Genomic DNA, 20,183 nt, shown 5'->3' with positions numbered 1-20,183 from the left:
CTCAGCGCGCGGGCCCCGGAGTCAGCTCCCAGGTGCTCGTGAGGTCGCGGAGCAGGTCGGGCAGCCTCGGCCCCAACCGGCCGCGGGTCATCTGATCGGCGAACGGAGTGCGCAGCAGGGTGGCCGCCGCGGCGGGGCTCTGCTCGATCATCCGGACGTAGCTGGGTGCGAGGTCGTGGGCGATGTATGCCCAGCGCGGCTCTCGATCGGCCCAGTTGAAGTCGGGTAGCGGCGCACGCAGCCGCAGCGCCCGATCCGAGATGTCGACCTGTACGTCGAGGGGCGCGTAGATGCCGGGTGCCCGGGTTCCGGGCACGGCGGGCTTGCCCGCGACCGTGGTCAGGTAGGTCAGGGCTCGACCCATCGGGCCACGACTGCTCGCTGTCGCGTCCCACTGGTCGGCGATGATCTGGTTCTGCTCACGAGAAGCCATCCGCACCAACGCATCTGCGTACCCTTGGGGTGTCCGGTCGAAGATCGACCGCCAGGCCTGGGCGATGTTGTCGTCCAACAGTCCCGCGCGCGCGAACTCCTCGATGCCCTCCCGGCCCCGCGCACTGTATGCCTCGTGCATGGGCACCATGTCCATGAAGATGTGCTTCTGCATGGTCAGCAGCCGCCCGATGTACCAGTCGAGGTCGTCGGAGGTGAGCCGGCCGCCCTCGGTCGCCAACAGTCGCACGTCGCCGGGTAGCCGGCCGGCCAACTCCGGAGGGGCAGCGCGGATCAGCTCGGCGGCCGCGGCGCCCACCTGGTGTACGCCGGGAACGCTGAAAACCGCACTGGCATCGCCGAGGTCGTAGAAGCCGGCGGCGAAGGACACCCCCGCGAGGCCGGCCATGCCGGACCAGTAGAGCTCCGGGTGCGCGTTGGTCAGGCGCAGGTAGTTGACGTACACATCGTTGACCGTCTCGAGGTTGGCGGCCAGCCCCCGCCGCGGGTCCCATGCGTCGAGGTCGATCTGCGCGTTCTCCGCACCCACCACCAGCCAGTACTGCCGGAGCAGGCTCGCGTAGCGGCGCGGATCGACACCCGAGGACCGGGCGGCGACGAGCGCCGATTCGAGGCTCGCGCGGTCGAGGGGCAGCGCCGGGTCGACGCCGCCCGCGGCCGTCCCGTCGCGATTCGACTCCGGCACGTCCAGATATCCGCGCAGGTCCGGATCGGCGGTCGCCGCCGTAGGCGCCGCGAGCACGCAGGCCGCACAGGCCATCAGGCACAGAACGGTTCGAAAACCGTTGCGCCAGAGTCCATCGGAAAAGCCGAGCATCGCCATCACTGACCTTTCGCATCCCGGTACGAACAGACCATCAGCTGTTTGGAGCAGGGCGCGCATCTGACAACATGCGTAGTCAGTTTGTACTCGCGCAAAGACGAGCCGTCAATGCCCCACCCCGAACTGAATCAGTGCCACATTTGGCCAGTTCAACTTGTCGAATGCGGCGGGGTGTCGTCCAGGAGTGGGCCATTTTGTTAACGATGAGTCGCGGGATGTGCGGCCCGGCCGTCGGCAATCGCACCGGCCGGCGTTCGGCGCGCAGAATTCACCCGCGCTGGGTGCGGTGTCATCGGTGGGAGGGCGAGATCGCGCTCTCCTCGCGCGATCTGCAGCTGATATAACCAGGCCATGAATTCCACTGCAGCTCCTGGCTGGTACCCCGACCCCGAGGGCACGCCGGACATCCTTCGTTGGTGGGACGGAACGCAGTGGACCGGTGCTACCCACCCGGTCGCCGGCGCCACCGCAGCCAGCGCTCCGACGGTCGCGATCCCTTCTGTCGAAGGCGATGGGGCCATGGTGGATGCAAGCAATAATCTCGCCTGGTCTGCGGCCGCGCCGATCTCGCCGGCCGATCCCACGATCGCTGATCCCAGCGGTCCGGCCGAGCCGACGACCCGCCGACCGCTGAAGATCGTCGGTGGTGTCGCAGCCGCGTTCGTCGCCCTCGCGATCCTCGGCGGGGTGCTCGGCAACGGCGACTCCGGTAGCGCCATCCCCGCCGCGCCGACGACCGCCGGCCCTGCGCCCGCCGCAACCAGGGCCTCGGCTCCGGCGACAACGACCACGGCCGCGACGACGACCACCTCGGCCGCACCGACAACGACCAGCACGCCCGCTGCTACTGCAGCTCCTGCCGTCGCGGACGCGTTGATTCTGTCGGATCCACGATGCGCGACCGCCGCCCCCGATCTGATCGAGCAGATCGCGTCAGGCCTGACCGACTCCTCCCTGACGCTGGCCAACGGACTGGTGATCGTCGACGGGCCGACCACGTTCGTCGGGGCCACGACTCTGCGGCCTGACGGGAAGATGGAGAACCGCTCCGATGTATGGGTGGTCCAGGGCGGCCAGGTGTACTCCTCGACGGGCGGTGCACGTAACGAGACGAGCTGGCCGCGCGCCAGCCGCGAGATCGACATCAGCCCCGGCGATGACCGCGTCGAGGCGCTCGACCAATGCGTCATCGACGTGACCCGGCGGTAGCACCCGGCGCAGTCGAGGCCGCCCCCGAGGGAGGCTCTGGCGGTGTGCATCCTGCATCGCCAGGCGCGCCTCGTCGGTGAACGGGAGCGAGAAGTGGGAGTAGATCCCCTCCACCGTGCGCAGCGGATCGGCGACGAAGTCCTGGTAGTCGACGTCGACGAACTGCTCCGGGTTGTAGCGCGTGCGGGCCTTCTCGAAGTGGTCGAGCCCGCGGGCCCAGAGGTCGAGCTGGGTGCGGCCGATGGTCTCGTTGTCGAAGGCCTCGGACCAGCCGCGGCTGGCCTGCTCGTTGACGCTGCACACCGACGCCAGCACCGTGCGCACACGCTCATGATCTCGTCCACCGCGACGATGTGGCTGGGATTCTTGAGTACCCACCGCTTTCCGGCGTCGTTGAGTCCGATCAGTTGCAGGTTCTTCTTGTGCCGGGCGTAGGCATCGGTCCAGTCCTGGTCGGCGAGCCACCTCGAGTAGGAGGGCACGTGGAAGGGGGTGTTCACCAATGGCGGGCTCCACTGGGTTCCATGCGGATTGGATAGGTTGACCAGTCGGCAATCACACTTAAGGACGGCTCCAGATCACACAAATCTGGAAGAGTTCCAGTGTTTGTCAGCCCGGGTGCACTCGACTCCGGTATAGGCCAGCTGTCCCGGAATGAGATGCAGGACGGGTCACCAGGACGCCTGCGCCGGCCGCTGGTCGAGGTCGGATTCTGCTGCGAGAAGTCCGAAGGCGGTCCGACTGGCGATCGTCAAACAGGACGCCTCCAACAAAGGCGAATACAGAGGAACTCCAGCGCCGTGATCACCGCCCCCGTAGGTGGCGGTGTCGCTTGCTAGGGCGCTGGGACCACCATTCCTCTTCTCACTGAGGTCGCTCCCGGCGCGATTCAGACTCCTACCGCGCGTCGACCTGCGGTCGCCCCGCCATCGATGACCAGATCGTGACCGGTGACGTAGTTACCTTCGTCCGAGGCAAGGAACAGGACCCCGGCCGCCATCTGAGACGGATTCGCGGCGTATCCAATGGGCTGGAGCTTGTCGAGAACCTCGACAATGCCTTCCACGTCGGGCACCATGCCGGTGAGCATCGTTCCCGGCGAGATGGTGTTCACGCGGACACCCTTGGGCGCCAGCTCGATGGCGCATGCCTTCGACAGTGCCACCACCGCCGCCTTCGTGCCGCTGTAGACAGCCATGTCTTCCGAAGGGGAACACCCGCCATTCGAGGCGGTGTTTACGATGGCGCCGAACCCCTGCTCCGCCATCACCCGACCTGCCGCCCTCGTGCCGTAGAAAACCCCTCCGAAGTTGACGGTCACCATGTGATCGAAAGCTTCGTTCGTCGTCTCGAGGACCGGCGCGATGGCGATGACGCCGGCGTTGTTGCACATCACGTCGAGTTGCCCGAACCGGGCGACGGTGCCTGAGACCAGAGCCTCGACCTCCATCGGGTCGCCGACATCGGTACGGACGAATTCGGCACCGATCGCGTTCGCCACGGCCTCTCCTGCCTCCCCGTTGATGTCCGCAATGACGACGCGAGCACCTTCGGCGATCATCAATTCGGCTGTCGCTCGCCCCAGCCCCGACGATCCGCCGGTGACGATGACGACCTTGTCCTGCATGCGGTGTGCCATCTCTCAGCCTTTCCGAGTCATTGTGCCGGACAACGGGTTTCCGCGACTGCGATCGGCGTAGAGGGCCTCGCTTCGCTCCTTCAGCGCCACGGCGGTGTCATCGAATGCATGCTTCACCCATGCGCCGCTCTCGTCCATGATCTCTTGCGCCGCCTCACCGAGGAACGCGTCCGTGGAATAGTAGAGACAACGATTCTCGGCAATGTGCTCGATGACCTGATCACGTCGGGCTGCGTCCGGGGAGGCCTCGGTGGGTAGCAGTTCCCACGACAGCAGGCGCTGCGGCACGACGGCGCAGACGTACTCGGTGTGCGGGAACGTTCCCGTGCCACCGGAGTAGTCCGCCAGCGTCATCTCAACGGGCGCACCCATTTCCAGTGTCGATCTCACCGACACGCAGAAGGGGTTCCAGTGCGGATAACTGTCGAGGTCGGTGAGAACCTCCCACACGACACTCGCAGGCGCCTCGATCTCGATCGCAATGGATCGCACAAGAGTGGCCGGATCGTAACTCGGGATGTGCAATTCGGACATTGAACCTCCAGTGAGAAGCGGAACGAACTCGGCACCGCCCGGCGTGGACGACCAAGTCCAGGGACTCGTTCGCAGACGTCGACGGTGTTGGGAATCAAGCGAAAACGGCTCGGCCGCCGGACAGGACGACACCGCTCGGGGCGGTGACGTCGAAGGTGCAGTTCGCTGCGTCACCCCAGGCTCGGATCTGCGCCGAGTCGCCCGGGAACACAGGAGCTGCAAATCGACCGGACAGCGCCGTCAAGTCGGCCGGATGGGCACCGAGCATGTCCGCGACAGGCAATGTCGCGGCGGCAAGTGTGCACATCCCGTGCAGGATGGGGCGTGGCTGCCCGATCCGTTCTGCGGCATCGGGATCGATGTGGATATGGTGCCGGTCACCGGTGAGCCGATAGAGCGCCGCTTGATCGGCACCGGTTGTGAGTGTGCCGACCACGGCGGGTTCCTGTTCCGGCGCGGACGGTGCCGACGGCCCGCGGTCGCCACCGAAGCCGCCGGCACCGGGTGCATACAACGACCAGGTCGCCACGAAACAGTTGCTCTCGACGACGACTTCGAACACCGCCGCACGGCCCTTGTCCCAGACCTCGCCGACACGTGCCGACATCGTGATCTCGCCGGACCGAGGCAACGGAGAGACAACGTCGAGGTTCTGGGATCCGTGGAGGGTGGTCCTGATGTCGAAGGCCCCGAGTGCACCCAGGGCATCCGGCGCCCACTGGGCCAACGTCAGCGCAAACGTCGGCAGCACGCGGAGTCGATCCTCGAACACCAGGTCGAGGTCGGTGGCTCGAGCACCGACCGCAAGTGCATACAAGATGGGGTCTCGCTCGTGGTAACCGACCACACGAGTACCCAGGTCCCGGCCCTGCCACTGGGCGGGAGACGGCGCCGTCTCGATCATTGGTGAGAATCCTTCTCGCTCTGCGTCGTTGGACGACGCCCTCGGAAAATGTGGTGAAGTCTGTGCAGGCTGATGCCGACGCGGCCGCGGGTGGGAATCGCGGGTCACACGGTCGCCGGGTCGAACCTCGGGTAGTCGAGGTAACCCTCCGCACCACCGCCGTAGTACGAGTCCCGATCGGCTGTCGTGAGAGGCCACCCGTTCTGCAAGCGCTCGACGAGGTCGGGGTTGGCGATGAATGGCTGTCCGAACGCGGCGAGATCGATCACATTCTTCGCCGTCAGCTCCTCCGCCAGTTCTCGGGTCATGCCTCCCGCAAAGATGATCGTTCCTCGGTACTCGGCTCGGACAGCGGCGAGAAAGTCGACGTCGATGAGGCGTTCTCCGGACGGAAGCTGATCGACGAGATGCACGTAGGCAAGGTCCCGGCGGGACAGCTCGGATGCCAGATACAGGTAGGTGTCGGCGGTTTCGGCGTAGGCAGGCATGTCGAACAGCTCACCGAAGGGCGACAGCCGAATTCCGACACGGGTGGAGCCGATCGCCTCACTCACCCGATCGACGGTCTCGAGGAGGAACCGGGCACGATGTCGAATCGACCCACCGTAGAGATCGGTTCTCGTGTTGGTAGAGGGGTTGAGGAACTGTTCGAACAGGTAGCCGTTGGCTCCGTGCAGCTCGACACCGTCGAAGCCGGCGTCCCACGCATTGGTTGCACCGCACGCGAAGTCACGAGCGACCCGACCCACTTCCTGCGTGGACAACGGCCGGGGTGTGCTCACGTCGACGAAGCCGACGGTGTCGTCGTCGGTGAACGCGAAGGTCTTGCCCTCACGGGCCGGTGCTGCGCCGGCACCGACAGGTTGGCGCCGTCCAGGCTGGAGCGACGTGTGCGACAGTCGGCCGACGTGCCAGAGCTGGGCGAAGATGCGGCCCTCCTCATTGTGGACGGCATCAGTGACCCTGTGCCATCCGGCGACCTGTTCCCTGGACCAGATACCGGGAACGTACGCATACCCTTGACCTTCCGGGGAGATCGGCGTTCCCTCGGTGACGATCAGTCCTGCGGTCGCGCGCTGGCGGTAATACTCCGCCGTCACTGCACCCGCGATGGTGTCGGCGCTTCGGGCCCGGGTCATGGGGGCCATCACCACGCGGTTTCGGAGAACGATGTCACCAAGTTGGAAACTGTCGAACAACCGAGTCATTCGATGTCACTTTCTCAAAGGGTGGTTTCAGAGACCATTCGGATATCAGAACTCGATTTCGATCGGCCCCGAATCGGGACGCGATTGGCACCCGAGCACAAAGCCTTCGGCGATGTCCGCAGGATCCAGGATGTCCGCATTCTCCATCACGACCTTGCCGGACACGAGAGTGCACGCACAGGAACCGCACTCGCCCGACCTGCAGGAGAACGGGACGTCGACCCCGCGATCCAAGAGCACATCGACGAGAGTTCGGCCGACCGGCCAGCCGAACTGATGAGATTCACCGGCCAGGTGGACGATCGTGTCGACCACCGAGTCCGACTGATCGCCCGAGATTGGCCGGGGCGCCTCGAAGGGATCGCCCGAGATCGACACGAACGCTTCCTGGTGATGACGTTCCTGTGACACACCCGCTGAGTGGAGACCCGCACTCACCGTAGCCATGAATGGCGCAGGGCCACATACGAAGACTTCGCATGACGAATCCTCCGCCACCAACTCGGCAATTCCCTCCTGCGACGGAACGCCGTGGATGGTGTCGAGCCAGTAGTGCACCGTCAGTCGGTCACCGAACTTGTCGGAGTACTCATCGAGTTCCCGGTGGAAGATCACCGAGTCGCTGTCGCGATTTGCATAGAACAGCACCACCGAACTGTCGGATCGGAGCAAGGCGGTCTTCAGGATGGAGATGATCGGCGTGATGCCACTACCTGCCGCGAACAGAAGCAGGTCGTCATTGAAGCTCGCGGGGGTGAACCGGCCCGACGGGGGCAGGACGGTCATCACGCTCCCGGGTGTGACGTTGTCGCACAACCAGTTCGAACCGTACCCGCCGGCCGTGCGCTTGACCGTCACCTTCAGATCGTCGTCGACGTCGGGGGCGCTCGACAATGAATACGATCGGGCGACGTTTCCCGTACGGTCACTCGGAATGCGGATGGTCAAGAACTGCCCGGGCCGGTACGTGAAGAGTTCACGACACTCCTCGGGCATCCGCAGCACGATCGACTTCGAATCCGAGGTTTCCTCGATGACATCGGTAACGATCAGCTCGTGCCCGATGACGGCGGTTCGCGATGTACTCATTTTCAGTCGCCTACCCTCTCGGTGGCTCGTCGTTGAATCGGTCACGCCCTATGCGAGAGGTACCCGCTGCTTCTTCTCGAATTCTGCGTACTCCTGCTCCGTGGCTCGGGTGCACCAGTTGGAGTACCGCTCGAATCCGCCGACGTACATCAGCAGCACTCGCGGCTTGCCGGGTATGTTCGCGCCCGTGTACCACGAGTCCGTCTTCGAGTGCATTGTGCGTGAGGCGACAGTGTCCAACTCGGTGGCCCACTCGTCCTCCTGCGCGGAGGTGGCACCGAAACGAGAGATCTGATGGTCCTCGAGGTAATCGATGGTTCGCAGGATCCAGTCGACCTGCCACTCGCCCGTGGTGATCATCTGCGCCAGGACCGACGGGCTACCGGGCCCGTGCACCATGAACAGATTCGGGAGGTCGGCGGTCATCAGACCGAAGACCGTCTTCGGGCCGTCGGCCCACCTGTCGGCGAGTCGTACCCCGTCGAGCCCGGTCGCATTCAGCTTCAGCATCGAACCGGTCATCGCGTCGAAGCCGGTGGCAAAGATGATCACGTCGAGCTCGTAGTCCGCGTCGTCTGTGCGAATCCCTGATTCGGTGACCTCCTCGATGGGATGCGCCCGTACGTCGACCAGCTTCACGTTGTCCCGATTGAACGTCTGGTAGTAGCCGGAGTCCACGCAGATCCGCTTGCCGCCGATCGGATAGGTCTTGGGGCACAGAAGTTCGGCGGTCTCCGGGTCATCGACGACGGCACGAATCTTGTTCCGCACGAACTCGGCCAGAATCTCGTTCGCCTCCGGGTCGGTGGAGGTGTCGGTGAAGGTACGGATGAACTCGAGTCCGTTCCGGGCGTTCCACGCGCGCTCCATCACCTCTTCGCGCTCGTCGTCGGTGTAGTCGAAGATCGAGCGCTGCTCGGCGACATTGCTCATCAGCACGGCGCCGTGGGTGTTCAGCACTTCCTGGCGCCGCAGGGAGTAGTCGGCCTTCCACTCCCGCTCGTACTCGGGATCGAGCTCCCGGTTGAACGAGGGGAGACTGAAGTTCGGGGTCCGCTGGAAGACGGTGAGGTGGTCGGCGACGGCGGCCACCTCCGGGATGAGCTGGATGCCGGTGGAACCGGTGCCGATCAGGCCCACGCGCTTGCCGGCGAGCTCGACGCCCCCCTTGGGCCACCGCGACGTGTGGTAGGCCTCGCCGTGGAAACTGTCCAGACCGGGCCATTCGGGGACGTTCGAGACGTCCAGGCTGCCGGTGGCCGCGATCACGTACTTGGCGACGAATCGTTCGCCCTGTGCGGTGCCAACGCGCCATTCGTCCGCTGCCTCGTCGAAGGTCAGCTCGTTGACTCGAGTCTCGAACCGGATGTCCTCGCGCAGCTCGAATCTGTCGGCCACGTGGTTGGCGTATGTCTCCAGGTCTGGCTGCGGCGAGAAGTGCTCCGACCACGACCACTCCTGCTGGAGGTCGTTGTCGAAGGAGTAGGAGTACTGCATGCTTTCGATGTCGACGCGGGCGCCCGGGTAGCGGTTCCAGAACCAGGTTCCGCCGACGCCGTCACCGGCTTCCAGGCAGACGACCCGTCGACCCTGTTGGCGGAGACGGTGCAGCGCATACATTCCGCTGAATCCCGCGCCGATGACGACGACGTCGAAGTGCTGGGCGGTGGGGTCGGCTGCCGGATTTGAGGTGGACATGTTTCTCCAGAGATCGGGATCTGCATCAGCGGGACGTGATGTGGTCGGCTGACGGGGTCGGGTTGGGGGAGGCGGCGCTGCTACCCGAGGAGGGAACCGCCGTCCGCGATGACGTCGGTGCCGTTGACGAACGATGCATCGTCCGACGCGAGGAACACCACGGTGTTCGCGGTCTCCTGCGGGTCCGCCTGACGCTTCAAACCGGTCGGGGTATCGGCGGAGCCGGTCGTCGGTGACATGTCGGTCCGGATGTTGCCGGGGAGAACGGCATTCACCCGAATGTTCGACGGCGCGAGCTCGATCGCCGCCGTCCTCGTCAGTCCCCGCAGGGCCCACTTGGACATGCTGTACGACCCGTGCGCCGGGTACGACGTGGTTCCGGCAAGCGACGACACGTTCACGATCGCTCCGCCGCACCGGGCGCGCATGGCAGGGATGACGGCCTGGATGCCGAGGAACGGTCCGTGCAGGTTGACGGCAAGGATCTTGTCGAGGTCGGCGACGGTCTCGTCCTCCAGCAGCTGCCTGCGGTAGATCGCCGCATTGTTGACGAGGACGTCGAGCCCACCGAACGTCGACGTCGCCACGGCGACGGCCTGTGCCCAGTCGGTCGGGTCCGTGACGTCGAGACGGGTGTAGACGACGGACGCGCCGAGGTCGTCGGCGACGGCCTTTCCCTGATCGTCGAGGACGTCGCCGATCACGACCGAGCAGCCCTCGCGTGCGAGCGTCCGAACGATCTGTTCACCCTGCCCGCGTGCGCCACCGGTGACGATCGCGACCTTTGCTTCAAAGCGATTCGGCATGATTCTCCGATTTCAGTGGTGTGCTGGTGGCCCAGCTGTTCAGCGCTCGCCGGATGGCGGCTGTGTAGTCGGCGTTGATCCGCTGGGAGATCGCCGCCTGTGGGAACACTCCCGACGATCCATGGAAGGTCCCGGGATGCAACTGCAGTTCGGTGGGCACACCGGCGCACGTCAGTCGTTGTGCGTAGTCGATCCCCTCGTCGCGGAGGGGGTCGAACGAGGACACCGCGATGTAGGCCGGCGGCAGTCCTGTGAGGTCGCGTGCGCGCGCGGGGGCGGCGTATTCCGACGTCCGATGTCGTTCGGCGTCGACCCCGAGGTAGTGGCACCAACTGTCGATCGAATTCTGGCGGTTCCACAGCGGGGAATCGGTGTACTCGGTCGCCGATGCGGTGAGCAGGCGGTCGTCGAGGACGGGCGAGTCCAGTGCCTGGAAACAGATTGTGGGACCGCCGATTTCGCGTGCCTTGAGCGCGACTGCCGCAGCGAGTCCGGCGCCGGCGCTGATCCCGGCGACGACGATTCTGGCCGGGTCGATCCCGAGGTCGTTGTCACCGGCGATCCAGGTCAGGGCGTCGTAGCAGTCGTTGAAGGGTGTCGGGAACGGGCACTCGGGAGCGAGGCGATAGTTGACCGATACCACCACCGCGCCGAGGTCTGCAGCGAGTGCCGATGGAACCCGTACATCGGTGCTGGCGTCGCCGAAGACGAACCCTCCGCCGTGGAAGTAGGCGATGCCGGGGAGTGGCAGCTCGATGCGGTGTTCCGGCCGGAACACGACGAGTTCGATGTCCGATCCGTCGGCTGCCGGCGCTGTCCGACGTTCCACCACGACGCCGGCAGGCACGGCCGCCATCGGATCTTCCGCGCTCATCGAGCGAACGAGCGCTCGGGCCGCTTCGGCGTCGGAGAGGTCGAGGCGCGGGAGGAATCCCATCGTCGGCAGGTACTCGGGATCGACGGCGTATGACATCGATTCCTCCTTGTGCGCTAGGGGGTGAACGCCAACGGTCGAACCTGACCGATACAGCGTGGCGTGACCGCGGTCACTGTGACTGAGTGAACTGTAGCCATTGGCTACTTCTTCGTCAACGGGAAAGTGGTCGGTGGACTCAGAAACCCGACATGTCGTACGGGTACTTGTTGGTGGCCCCGCCGTCGACGACCATCACCTGTCCGGTGATGGTCCGGGCGAGGTCGCTCACCAGGAAGACCAGGGCGCTCGCGACGTCGGCAGGCATCGTCACCCGCTGTAGCGGTATCTGGGTGCGAGTGTTCTCGAACGCATCGACGTCGAGGATCGCCGCGATCCGGGGCGTGAGGACGAAACCAGGGGCCACCGCGTTGACGCGAACACCTGAAGGCCCCAGCTCGATACCCGCAGAGCGGACCAGTGATCCGAGTGCGGCCTTGTACACGCCGTAGGCGGCGTGCACCGGGGAGCTGCCGATTCCGGAGACCGACGAAACGAAGGTGATGGAGCCGTCGCCGCGGTCGCGCAGCCGGGCGCCGAAATGCCTGATCGTGAGGACCGCGTGGCGGAGAACGATGGACTCCGCCCAACTCCAGTCGTCGTCGGTGACGTCGAGCAGGGGTCCGTACCGCGCCATGCCGATGACGTCGACGACGCCGTCGATCTCACCCGCACGCCGTGCCAACGCGGCCATGTCCGCGTCGTCGGTGGCGTCAACCCGCTCGGCGGTGGCCGCCGGGCCGATCTCCTCGCATACGTTGGCGGCACGATTGAGGTCGATGTCGACGACGATCACGGTGGCACCGAGCTGAGTGAGTGCATGGGAGACCTGGCGCCCCATTCCCTGTCCGCCACCGAGCACGAGGTATCGGCGTCGCGACAGGTCGAACCGACTGCGGTAATCGACGATCCGGTCACCTTCGGCGCGGTCGACGGACTGCGCAGGGTTGTGAGTCATACGTACTCCGATCGAGGAACTGCGTACGGCGCCGATGTTCGCGGCCTCGACGCGTAAAGGGCCACGGGTCCAAGAACATTGGATGTCACACCATCTTCGGAGTCAGCGAAGGGTCTCCGACCGGATCCGCGTCGACGGCGTCGATGTCGCCTGTCATGAGCGTTGCTTCGGGGGCAGCGCTGCTGTTGCTGTTCGGCATGGTGGCGATCACCACGACGCCCAAGAGGGCTGCGGCGCCGACGACGACTGAAGCAGCGTAGGGGTTCCCTGTCGCGGCGGTGAGCTTTCCTGCGAGGTAGGGGCCGGCCCCGCCGCCGATCGCCGAACCGAGGCCGAATCCGATCGCAGCGCCGGTGTAGCGGACCGCGGCCGGGAATGCCGAGGTGAGTGTCGCGTAGACCGGGACCGCGGAGGCGCCGGCCAGACCGACGAGGAGCATGTGACCAAGCGCGGTGACGATCAGATTCCCGCCGGTCGCCTTGATGAGGTACATGATCGGGAACATCGCCACCAGGATGATGCCCAGCCCCAGGATCATGGTGTTCCTCCGGCCACTCCTGTCGATCATGAATCCGGCGGCGAATCCGACGGCGATGGCGAAGGCGGATCCGGCGGTGGCCAGCCAGGCGGTGGTACCGGGGGCCATACCGACTTCGCGCTGCAGGAACAGCGGCATGTACGCCGGAACCACGTAGCCGATCGCGAGAACCGATGCGCTGAGCGCGATCACACGCAGCAGGGTCACGGGGTACCGCGTCACGACGGAACGCACCGGGGAGGACTGGACCTCGTGCTTGTCGGCGAGTTCCTTGAAGTCGGGCGATTCCTCGAGTCGGGTGCGCAGGAACAGCACGTACAGCATGAGCGGGAGCGACATGAGGAGGGGAATGCGCCAACCCCAGCTGGCCATCACTTCCTCCGAGGACAGGGAGGTGGTGACGGCGACGAACAGCGGAGCAAGGGTGCCACCGAATGCGAATCCCACCGGGGTCATCGCGCTCAGGATGCCGTAATTCTTGACAGATGCGTGCTCGGTGACGAACGTGGCAGAACCCATCTGCTCCCCGCCGGCGAAGAAGCCCTGCAGCAGGCGTGTGAGAACGAGCAGCACGGGGGCCAGGATTCCGACGGCAGAATGCGTGGGCAACAGTCCCATCAGTACGGTGGCGCCACCCATGCCGGAGATGGTGGAGATCAGTGCGAATCGGCGACCGAAACGGTCACCGATTCGACCGAAGACGATACCTCCGACCGGACGTGCGAGGAAGCCGGTGCCGAGGACCACGAGCGAGCTCAGAATGCCGGCCGCGGGGTCGTCGCTGGGAAAGAACTGGGGAGACAGATAGGCGATGAGAAAAGTGAAAACCATGAAGTCGTAGGCCTCGACGGCAGTTCCGAAGAAGCCTGCCAGCGACGCCCTGCGAACCAGGCTGTGCGATGGCGCGATCTCGGGTGAGCTCATAGTGATCCTGTTCGGTGTGACGTTCGATGTGATGGCCGAGGAAGTTCGATTCTGAGTTCGAGCACGTGGTTCCCGCTCACGAGTCCAAGCCGCTTCCTGACACGTATCCGAGGACTATCCGGGATTCCGACATGCATGCGGTGGTCGCGCGGTCAGCGATTCTCGACGGCTGCACAGAAGCTGCTCTACGACAAGGATTTTCACGGCACACGACCGACAGGCCTGGCAGATGCGCGTCGGCACGGAGGTCCGCCGAAGTCGAGCGAAGCGACCCGCAGTCGCGTCCATGGATCACCGCAGCACTCAGTGACCACCGTCACAGTAGCCATTGGCTACGATTGCGTCAATAGGTGCGGGTGAGTTCGCCTCGTCACCGCGGGCGGACTGGGTGCGAATCGACGCAGTCTCGGCCGCTACTCCGTCGATTCCGGCGCCGGCGATCGTGATAAGGTTCGCGCGATATGGAAGCCCTCCGCGACCTCAGCGAACCCCTTGACGACGTCTGGACCACCCCGCAGGCGGCCGAATTCCTCGAGATCAGCCGTCAGGCGATCAACAAGCGCATCCGGAACCGGAAGATGCTCGGTTACCCGGGCGATGGAGTGACGTTGTTTCCGGCATGGCAGTTCGATCTGGAGAATCCCGGAATCCGCCCGGAGGTCCCTGAGTTTCTTGCGGCGTTCGACGAGGATGTCGAACCGCGCGCCATCGCCGAGTGGTCGATCACGAGAATCGCCGGATCGGATCGGACGCCGGCCGAACTGTTGCTGCGTGCGGACACCATGGGGGATGCGCTTCAATTGGCCGCCGGTTATGCGGCCGGCCCGGTCGAAGAACATTCCGCACCGGCCGCCGAATCGAGCGTGAACCGCGCGGACAAGAAGGTCGCCGAGTGGACGCCGACCCGACCGGGATCGACCGGCGCGCAACAAGCCATCCTTCTCGCGGCCGCAGATCTCTTCTCGCGCAAGGGTCCCGCGAAAGTGACGCTACGGGAGGTCGCCGCCGCGGCGGATGTGTCCTATGGCCTCATCTACCGGTTCTACCGCACGAAGGAGAACCTGCTCGTCGCGGTGATGGAGTTGCTGGTCAGCTATGGCGGCGAGCGTCTCTCCGGCGAGGAGGACGCCTACGCCGCGATCGACAACTCGTTCGGCGCCGACATCGACTCGGGTCAGTTCGGGCGGATGCTGATGTGGGCGGTCTTCGAGGGAACTTCACCGGATCGCCTGCTCGGCGGCGCCCGTTCGGGCGGTTATCTGTCGCAGATTGACGCATTGTGGGAGAACCCGGTCGAGCCGAAGGTGCGGGCCGAGTTCGATTCGGGGGTGCTGGCGTCGCTGATCGGTCTCGTCGCCTCGGTGTGGGATCTGTACGAGCCGTATCTCACCGCGCTCGCCGACAATCCGGATCGTGATCGAGAAGACGTCCGGCAGGAGGTCACCGACCTGCTCAAGCTCCTCGTCTACGCGGCCCGGCCGAACAGATAGGGCGCTCGGAGCATCGGAAATCCGGAACAGGCGGAAGGCCCGAGGGGCTGTCCGCCTGTTCCGGTGAACGGGAAAGTCGCCGTCAGGACGGCATCAGCAGGACTCCGCGGTCGAGCTTTCCGTTCCGTGCGTCGTCCATGAGGGACTGGAAGTCTTCCAGCTGATAGGTCTTGGTGACGAGCTCGTCGAGGAGGAGCCGGCCGGATCGATACAGGTCGAGGTACTTGGGGATGTCTGCACCCGGTCGCGACGAGCCGTAGCGGCAGCCCAGCACCGAACGATCCATGTAGAAGGTGCTGGCGGGGACCGACAGCTTGGCCTCCGGACCCGCGACACCGAGCATGATCAACTGCCCTCCCCAGTCGAGCATCTCCATCGCCTGGCTGGTGATCGCCTCGCCGCCGACGCAGTCGAAGACGTGATGGGCCCCGCCGTCGGTGAGTTCCCGGACGGTGGCGACGGTATCGCCCGCGGTCGCATCGATGAAGTGGGTGGCACCGAAAAGTCTTGTCTGAGACTCCTTGTCGGGGTTCGTGTCGATGGCGACGATCGTCGCCGCGCCCGCGACGCGAGCGGCCTGAATGACGTTGAGGCCGATGCCGCCGGCGCCGATGACGACCACCGAATCGCCGGGGCGGACATGAGCTCGGTTCAGCACCGCCCCGGCACCGGTGAGTACCGCGCAGCCGATCAGGCACGCGGTCGAGAGCGGAATGTCCTTCGGGATCGACACCGCCTGCCCGGCCTGGACGACGATTCGCTCGGCGAAGGTCGAGAGCGTCGCATAGTTGTGAATCGGGGTGCCGCCCCACTCGAACGGCGTCGCCGTCTTCCCGAACGACTCGCGGCACATCGTGGGATGTCCGGAGGTGCATGCGGCGCACTGACCGCACGTCGCCAGTGTTGACAGCACCACGTGGTCGCCGACCGCGGGCATGGTGACGCCCGGCCCGACGGCTTCGACGATGCCCGCGCCCTCGTGCCCGAGGATCACCGGGGACGGGAACGGGATCTTTCCGTTGACCACGCTCAAGTCGCTCTGGCACAAGCCGCTCGCGACGATGCGGACTTGGACTTCACCGGGGCCGGGGTCGCGGACGGTGACGCCGTCAACCAGCCTGTTTTCGGTGCCGTCGAAGACAATTGCTTTCAACGTTTGACCTCGCTGTTCTCTGAGGATCCGCCCGCACAATGCGCGAAGCGCAGCGAGTTGCGGTGGGAATGAAGGTGTGATGAGGAAAAACCGAGCCAGCGCTGTGGCCTCCGTCTCAACGCTGGTGATGCTATGGGCGGACAGTTCAACCGTCAAGCTCCCCGGAGGTCGGTTGGCGTTGCATGCTGTGCACGTTGTCGCAGCGGGGTGGGCGTATCGAGAAAGTGGCGGCGGCTCCGCCAAAGGCATTCTGACCTGCGGCGATGACCGGCCGCGCGTATTCTTGTTGACGCATGCGTAGCCGCTGGCTACAGTGATGGCAGTCACGGTGCGGCGAAGTTGCAGTGATCTTCGGACGTGATCGAGGGTCCTTTGTCGAGCTCGAGCTAGCGCCGCGTCGGCGCACATCTGTCGGTTGTGTTCCGTGAAAGCCCTTGTCGTAGAGCAACTTCTGCGCAGTTGCCGAAAGTGCTGCTGTTGCAACAGTTCAGGAGGATGAAGTGTCACCAATGGCGTTATCGATGAGGCCGACGGGATGGTTCCAGATCGGCTGGTCTGCCGACCTCCAAGCCGGAGACGTCATGCCACTGCGCTACTTCGGGCATGACCTGGTCGCCTACCGCACCCAGAGTGGCCGCCTCGTGGTTCTGGATGCATACTGCGAGCACCTCGGTGCTCACCTGGGGCATGGGGGCTCGGTGTGCGGCGACGACATCCAGTGCCCGTTCCACGGCTGGCAGTGGAGTCCGGAAGGTCGCAACACCTGCATTCCGTACCAGAAGGCCACCAACCGGGTACGCAGGATCGGTACCTGGACCACCGCCGAGCGTGACGGAATCATGTACATCTGGCATGACGTCGAAGGCGGCGAGCCGCAGTACGACGTACCCAGCATCTTCGAGCTTTTCCCCGACTCGGGCCCTGCGAGCGATTACCACGACCTCAGTGAGGCCGGGCGCTTCGAGACCGCCGAGCTGGCGATCCACCCGCAGTACGCGGCCGAGAACGGTGTCGACTTCGCGCACTTCAAGTACGTGCACCGCGCCGACGAGATTCCGACCGTCGTCGCCCGGGAGTTCGGCGAGTACGACTTCCGGACGCAGCTGTCGCTGAACTTCAAGCGGCGCGGCGCCGACGGCGAGCTCGAGACCGTCGAAGGACGCACCTTTGCCTCGCTCCTGGGCCTCGGTCTGGGCTTCTCGTTCGCCGACGGTGTCGGCGGCATCTGTGCGCTCACCGCGGTGACGCCCGTTGATGACGAGCACTCGATCCTGCGGTTCTCCGCGTGGGCGAGCAAGGAAGACGGCGAGGACGACTCTCGCGTGGCCAAGCGGCAGCGCAGTGCAATCGGACAAGTCAAGGCTGACGTCGCAATCTGGGAGCATCAGCGCTATACCGAGCCGCCCGGCCTGGCGACCGCCGAAGCCGCAGGCTTCCGCGACATCCGCAAGTGGGCTCGTCGCTTCTACCCCGAGGGTCATCTCGGCCACGGCGCCGCCGAGCAGACCGCAGGCACCGATGAACTACAGGCGGAATTCGCGTAATGAGACTTGCACTGACACAAGAGCACGAGGCGTGGCGCGCTGAGATCCGGGAGTTTCTCGACGCCGAGCTGCCCGAGGAGAACGCCTTCAATCCCGAGTTCGACGACGCCCCCGACCAGTGGGCGATCGCCGTCGAGTTCAGCAAGAAGGTCGCGGCCAAGGGCTGGATCGGCCTCACCTGGCCGAAGGAGTACGGCGGCAAGGGACTGACGCCGATCCACAACCAGATCTTCCTCGAGGAGCTGTACGCCGCCGACGCACCGATGATCAACTCGGTCGGCATCTTCCTCGCTGCGGGCACCATCCTGGTCGGCGGCACTGAAGAGCAGAAGAAGCGTCTGCTGCCCGAGATCTCCAACATGGAGGTGCTGTGGGCCGAGGGCCTCACCGAACCGAGTGCCGGTTCGGACCTCGGCTCCCTGCGGACCAAGGCGGTCCGCGAGGGCAATGAGTGGGTCATCACCGGCGAGAAGGCGTTCACCTCGTGGGGCCCGATGTCCGACGTCCTGTACGTCGCCGCACGCACGGCCGCCGACGACACCGCTCGCGACGCCATCAGCATCTTCATTGTCGATCTGAAGAGCCCCGGCGTCACCCTGCATCCGATGCGCAATTACGGCGGCGGCGTCCAGTCGACCACCTTCCTCGACCATGTCCGCGTCCCGGAGAAGAACCTCATCGGCGAAGAGGGCAAGGGCTGGTCGTACATCATGAAGGCCTTCTACGCATCGGGCACCGTCGAGCCGATCTACGCAATGCAGGAGTCGCGGCTGCGCGATCTGATCGCGCATTGCAAGGCGATCCCGGGCAAGCTCGACGACCCGCACGTGCAGGCCGACCTGGCCGAGCTCGCCGAGATCATCCAGACGCAGCGGCTGCTGGCGTACGAGATCATCGGCGACAACGCGAACGGCGGGCAGACCCCGTGGGGCGGCGGCGTCCAGCAGGTCGCGGCCAAGGAGTACGAGCCGTTGTTCGCGCAGATCTACGACCGGGTGCTCGGCCCGACCAGCCAGCTGCGGTCGGAGTCGTCGTTCGCGCCCCTCAATGGAAAGCCCGAGGCCTGGTACCGGCAGTCGTTCGCCAACCACGCCGGAGGAACGTCCCAACTCAAGCGGATGGTGCTCGCGACGCGGGGCCTCGGCCTGCCGCGATAGGAGCAGATGATGGAATTGGCATGGGGCGAGGACTTCGCCGCCCTCGCAGATGTGAGCAAGTCGGTCTTCACGCGCTACTCGCCGCTCGAAGACCGGTCGAACAATGTTCCGTTCGCGGATCAGATTGCGCAGTTCGCCGAGCTCGGCTGGCTGCAACTCGGTGACCCGACCGGCGCCGACGCCGACAGTCCGTCGCTCGGGACGATCGCAGGCGTCTTCGTCGAAATGGGCCGTGCGCTGGCGGGCACACCGCTGCTCGACCTGACGACGGCGCGCGATGCGGCGCTGCTGATCGGCACCGAGAAGGCCGCCGCGATCGCCGAGCGTATCGGTGGCGGCGAGGCCGTGGTGATTCCGGCGTTCCCGTCTGCCGATTGGGGATCGGTGGTGTCGTACGAGAACGGCGTCCTGCGCGGAACCGCACTCGCCGTCGGATACGCCGATCGCGCCGACAGCTTCCTCGTTCACGCGACCGGCACCGAAAGTGTTGTGGCAGTGGTCAATTCGGCGGCCGCGAGGATAGAAGCGATGCCGAACATGGGGGAGTGCCCGATGTTCGCGGTGACCTTCGACGACGTACCGGTGGCCGACGACGCCGTGCTGGCACGCGGCGCCGACGCCGATCGTGCCGCCCTGGTCGCCGAGCAGCGGGCTGACGTGCTGCGCGCGGCGCAGGTCTACGGCGCGGGCCTGCGGCTGCTCGACATCACGGTCCTGTACGCGCAGCAGCGGCATCAGTTCGGCGGAGCGATCGGCCGCTTCCAGGCGGTGCAGTACCTGTGCACCGACATCGCGATCGCCGCGCATCTGACCTCGGCACACGCGCGGTCCGCGGCCGGCGCGATCGACGCCGGCATCGATCCGCAGCCGTACCTCGGCCTGATGCGCAGGCAGGCCGCGAAGGCCGCGCTGCAGATCGTCCACTCGGCACACGAGGTCCATGCGGGCATCGGGTACATGGTCGAGTCGAACGTGCACCTGTTCACCGGCGCCGCCAAGCGCTGGCAGTACGACTTCGGCTCGGCGGCGCGCAACGACGCCGAGATCGTGTCGGCCCTCGACCGGATCTACACGGGAGCATGA

The 20,183-nt window shown here is 65.4% G+C and carries 17 protein-coding genes and 1 pseudogene; 5 read left to right on the top strand and 13 right to left on the bottom strand.

Going from position 1 to position 20,183, the window contains the following annotated elements; translation table 11 throughout:
- Nucleotide 1: 1 nt before the first annotated feature.
- Complete coding sequence (locus ACFQS9_RS01520; RefSeq protein ID WP_378400857.1) at nucleotides 2–1,213, bottom strand: hypothetical protein; 1,212 nt, start codon at nucleotides 1,211–1,213, stop codon at nucleotides 2–4.
- 414 nt (nucleotides 1,214–1,627) lie between these two features.
- Here ACFQS9_RS01520 and ACFQS9_RS01515 point away from each other — a divergent pair, with 414 nt between their 5' ends.
- Nucleotides 1,628–2,485, top strand: a complete 858-nt coding sequence (locus tag ACFQS9_RS01515; RefSeq protein ID WP_378400855.1) for a DUF2510 domain-containing protein — start codon at nucleotides 1,628–1,630, stop codon at nucleotides 2,483–2,485.
- A gap of 33 nt (nucleotides 2,486–2,518) precedes the next feature.
- Here the strand turns inward: ACFQS9_RS01515 and ACFQS9_RS01510 are convergent.
- From ACFQS9_RS01510 to ACFQS9_RS01460, 11 genes and pseudogenes are all read right to left on the bottom strand, one after another.
- A pseudogene (locus ACFQS9_RS01510) lies at nucleotides 2,519–2,970 on the bottom strand (sulfotransferase family protein); the annotation flags it as partial.
- Nucleotides 2,971–3,374: 404 nt separating this feature from the next.
- On the bottom strand, nucleotides 3,375–4,112 hold the full coding sequence (locus ACFQS9_RS01505) for an SDR family NAD(P)-dependent oxidoreductase (protein WP_378400853.1): 738 nt from the start codon (nucleotides 4,110–4,112) through the stop codon (nucleotides 3,375–3,377).
- Nucleotides 4,113–4,127: 15 nt separating this feature from the next.
- A complete protein-coding gene (locus tag ACFQS9_RS01500) occupies nucleotides 4,128–4,658 on the bottom strand; it encodes an SRPBCC domain-containing protein (RefSeq protein ID WP_378400851.1) in 531 nt (176 codons plus the stop codon).
- A gap of 94 nt (nucleotides 4,659–4,752) precedes the next feature.
- A complete protein-coding gene (locus ACFQS9_RS01495) occupies nucleotides 4,753–5,562 on the bottom strand; it encodes a MaoC/PaaZ C-terminal domain-containing protein (protein ID WP_378400849.1) in 810 nt (269 codons plus the stop codon).
- Nucleotides 5,563–5,666: 104 nt separating this feature from the next.
- The gene (locus ACFQS9_RS01490; protein WP_378400847.1) at nucleotides 5,667–6,770 is read right to left on the bottom strand and encodes an alkene reductase; all 1,104 of its coding nucleotides are present in this window, start codon (nucleotides 6,768–6,770) and stop codon (nucleotides 5,667–5,669) included.
- Nucleotides 6,771–6,815: 45 nt separating this feature from the next.
- Nucleotides 6,816–7,859: a 2Fe-2S iron-sulfur cluster-binding protein gene (locus tag ACFQS9_RS01485; RefSeq protein WP_378401583.1), complete on the bottom strand. Its 1,044-nt coding sequence runs from the start codon at nucleotides 7,857–7,859 to the stop codon at nucleotides 6,816–6,818.
- A 48-nt stretch (nucleotides 7,860–7,907) separates the two neighbouring features.
- Complete coding sequence (locus ACFQS9_RS01480; protein WP_378400845.1) at nucleotides 7,908–9,557, bottom strand: flavin-containing monooxygenase; 1,650 nt, start codon at nucleotides 9,555–9,557, stop codon at nucleotides 7,908–7,910.
- An 80-nt stretch (nucleotides 9,558–9,637) separates the two neighbouring features.
- Complete coding sequence (locus ACFQS9_RS01475; RefSeq protein ID WP_378400843.1) at nucleotides 9,638–10,363, bottom strand: SDR family NAD(P)-dependent oxidoreductase; 726 nt, start codon at nucleotides 10,361–10,363, stop codon at nucleotides 9,638–9,640.
- A complete protein-coding gene (locus ACFQS9_RS01470; protein WP_378400841.1) occupies nucleotides 10,347–11,336 on the bottom strand; it encodes an alpha/beta hydrolase in 990 nt (329 codons plus the stop codon). The genes ACFQS9_RS01475 and ACFQS9_RS01470 overlap by 17 nt, the downstream gene beginning before the upstream one ends.
- A gap of 139 nt (nucleotides 11,337–11,475) precedes the next feature.
- Nucleotides 11,476–12,294: an SDR family NAD(P)-dependent oxidoreductase gene (locus tag ACFQS9_RS01465; RefSeq protein ID WP_378400839.1), complete on the bottom strand. Its 819-nt coding sequence runs from the start codon at nucleotides 12,292–12,294 to the stop codon at nucleotides 11,476–11,478.
- Between the two features lie 85 nt (nucleotides 12,295–12,379).
- Complete coding sequence (locus ACFQS9_RS01460; RefSeq protein WP_378400837.1) at nucleotides 12,380–13,756, bottom strand: MFS transporter; 1,377 nt, start codon at nucleotides 13,754–13,756, stop codon at nucleotides 12,380–12,382.
- 461 nt (nucleotides 13,757–14,217) lie between these two features.
- Here ACFQS9_RS01460 and ACFQS9_RS01455 point away from each other — a divergent pair, with 461 nt between their 5' ends.
- Nucleotides 14,218–15,246: a TetR/AcrR family transcriptional regulator gene (locus ACFQS9_RS01455; protein ID WP_378400835.1), complete on the top strand. Its 1,029-nt coding sequence runs from the start codon at nucleotides 14,218–14,220 to the stop codon at nucleotides 15,244–15,246.
- Between the two features lie 82 nt (nucleotides 15,247–15,328).
- Here ACFQS9_RS01455 and ACFQS9_RS01450 read toward each other — a convergent pair whose 3' ends face one another.
- Complete coding sequence (locus ACFQS9_RS01450; RefSeq protein ID WP_378400833.1) at nucleotides 15,329–16,399, bottom strand: Zn-dependent alcohol dehydrogenase; 1,071 nt, start codon at nucleotides 16,397–16,399, stop codon at nucleotides 15,329–15,331.
- Between the two features lie 509 nt (nucleotides 16,400–16,908).
- Here ACFQS9_RS01450 and ACFQS9_RS01445 point away from each other — a divergent pair.
- Genes ACFQS9_RS01445 through ACFQS9_RS01435 form a run of 3 tightly spaced genes read left to right on the top strand, consistent with a single transcriptional unit; the run spans nucleotide 16,909 to nucleotide 20,183 of the window.
- On the top strand, nucleotides 16,909–17,943 hold the full coding sequence (locus tag ACFQS9_RS01445) for a Rieske 2Fe-2S domain-containing protein (RefSeq protein WP_378400831.1): 1,035 nt from the start codon (nucleotides 16,909–16,911) through the stop codon (nucleotides 17,941–17,943).
- The gene (locus tag ACFQS9_RS01440) at nucleotides 17,943–19,100 is read left to right on the top strand and encodes an acyl-CoA dehydrogenase family protein (RefSeq protein WP_378400829.1); all 1,158 of its coding nucleotides are present in this window, start codon (nucleotides 17,943–17,945) and stop codon (nucleotides 19,098–19,100) included. The genes ACFQS9_RS01445 and ACFQS9_RS01440 overlap by 1 nt, the downstream gene beginning before the upstream one ends.
- A gap of 9 nt (nucleotides 19,101–19,109) precedes the next feature.
- Nucleotides 19,110–20,183, top strand: a complete 1,074-nt coding sequence (locus ACFQS9_RS01435) for an acyl-CoA dehydrogenase family protein (RefSeq protein WP_378400827.1) — start codon at nucleotides 19,110–19,112, stop codon at nucleotides 20,181–20,183.

Source organism: Rhodococcus daqingensis, from assembly GCF_042665615.1.
GTDB classification, from domain to species: domain Bacteria; phylum Actinomycetota; class Actinomycetes; order Mycobacteriales; family Mycobacteriaceae; genus Rhodococcus_G; species Rhodococcus_G daqingensis.
Note: the sequence above shows the minus strand (reverse complement) of the source record. Positions and strands in the feature narration are given on the sequence as shown.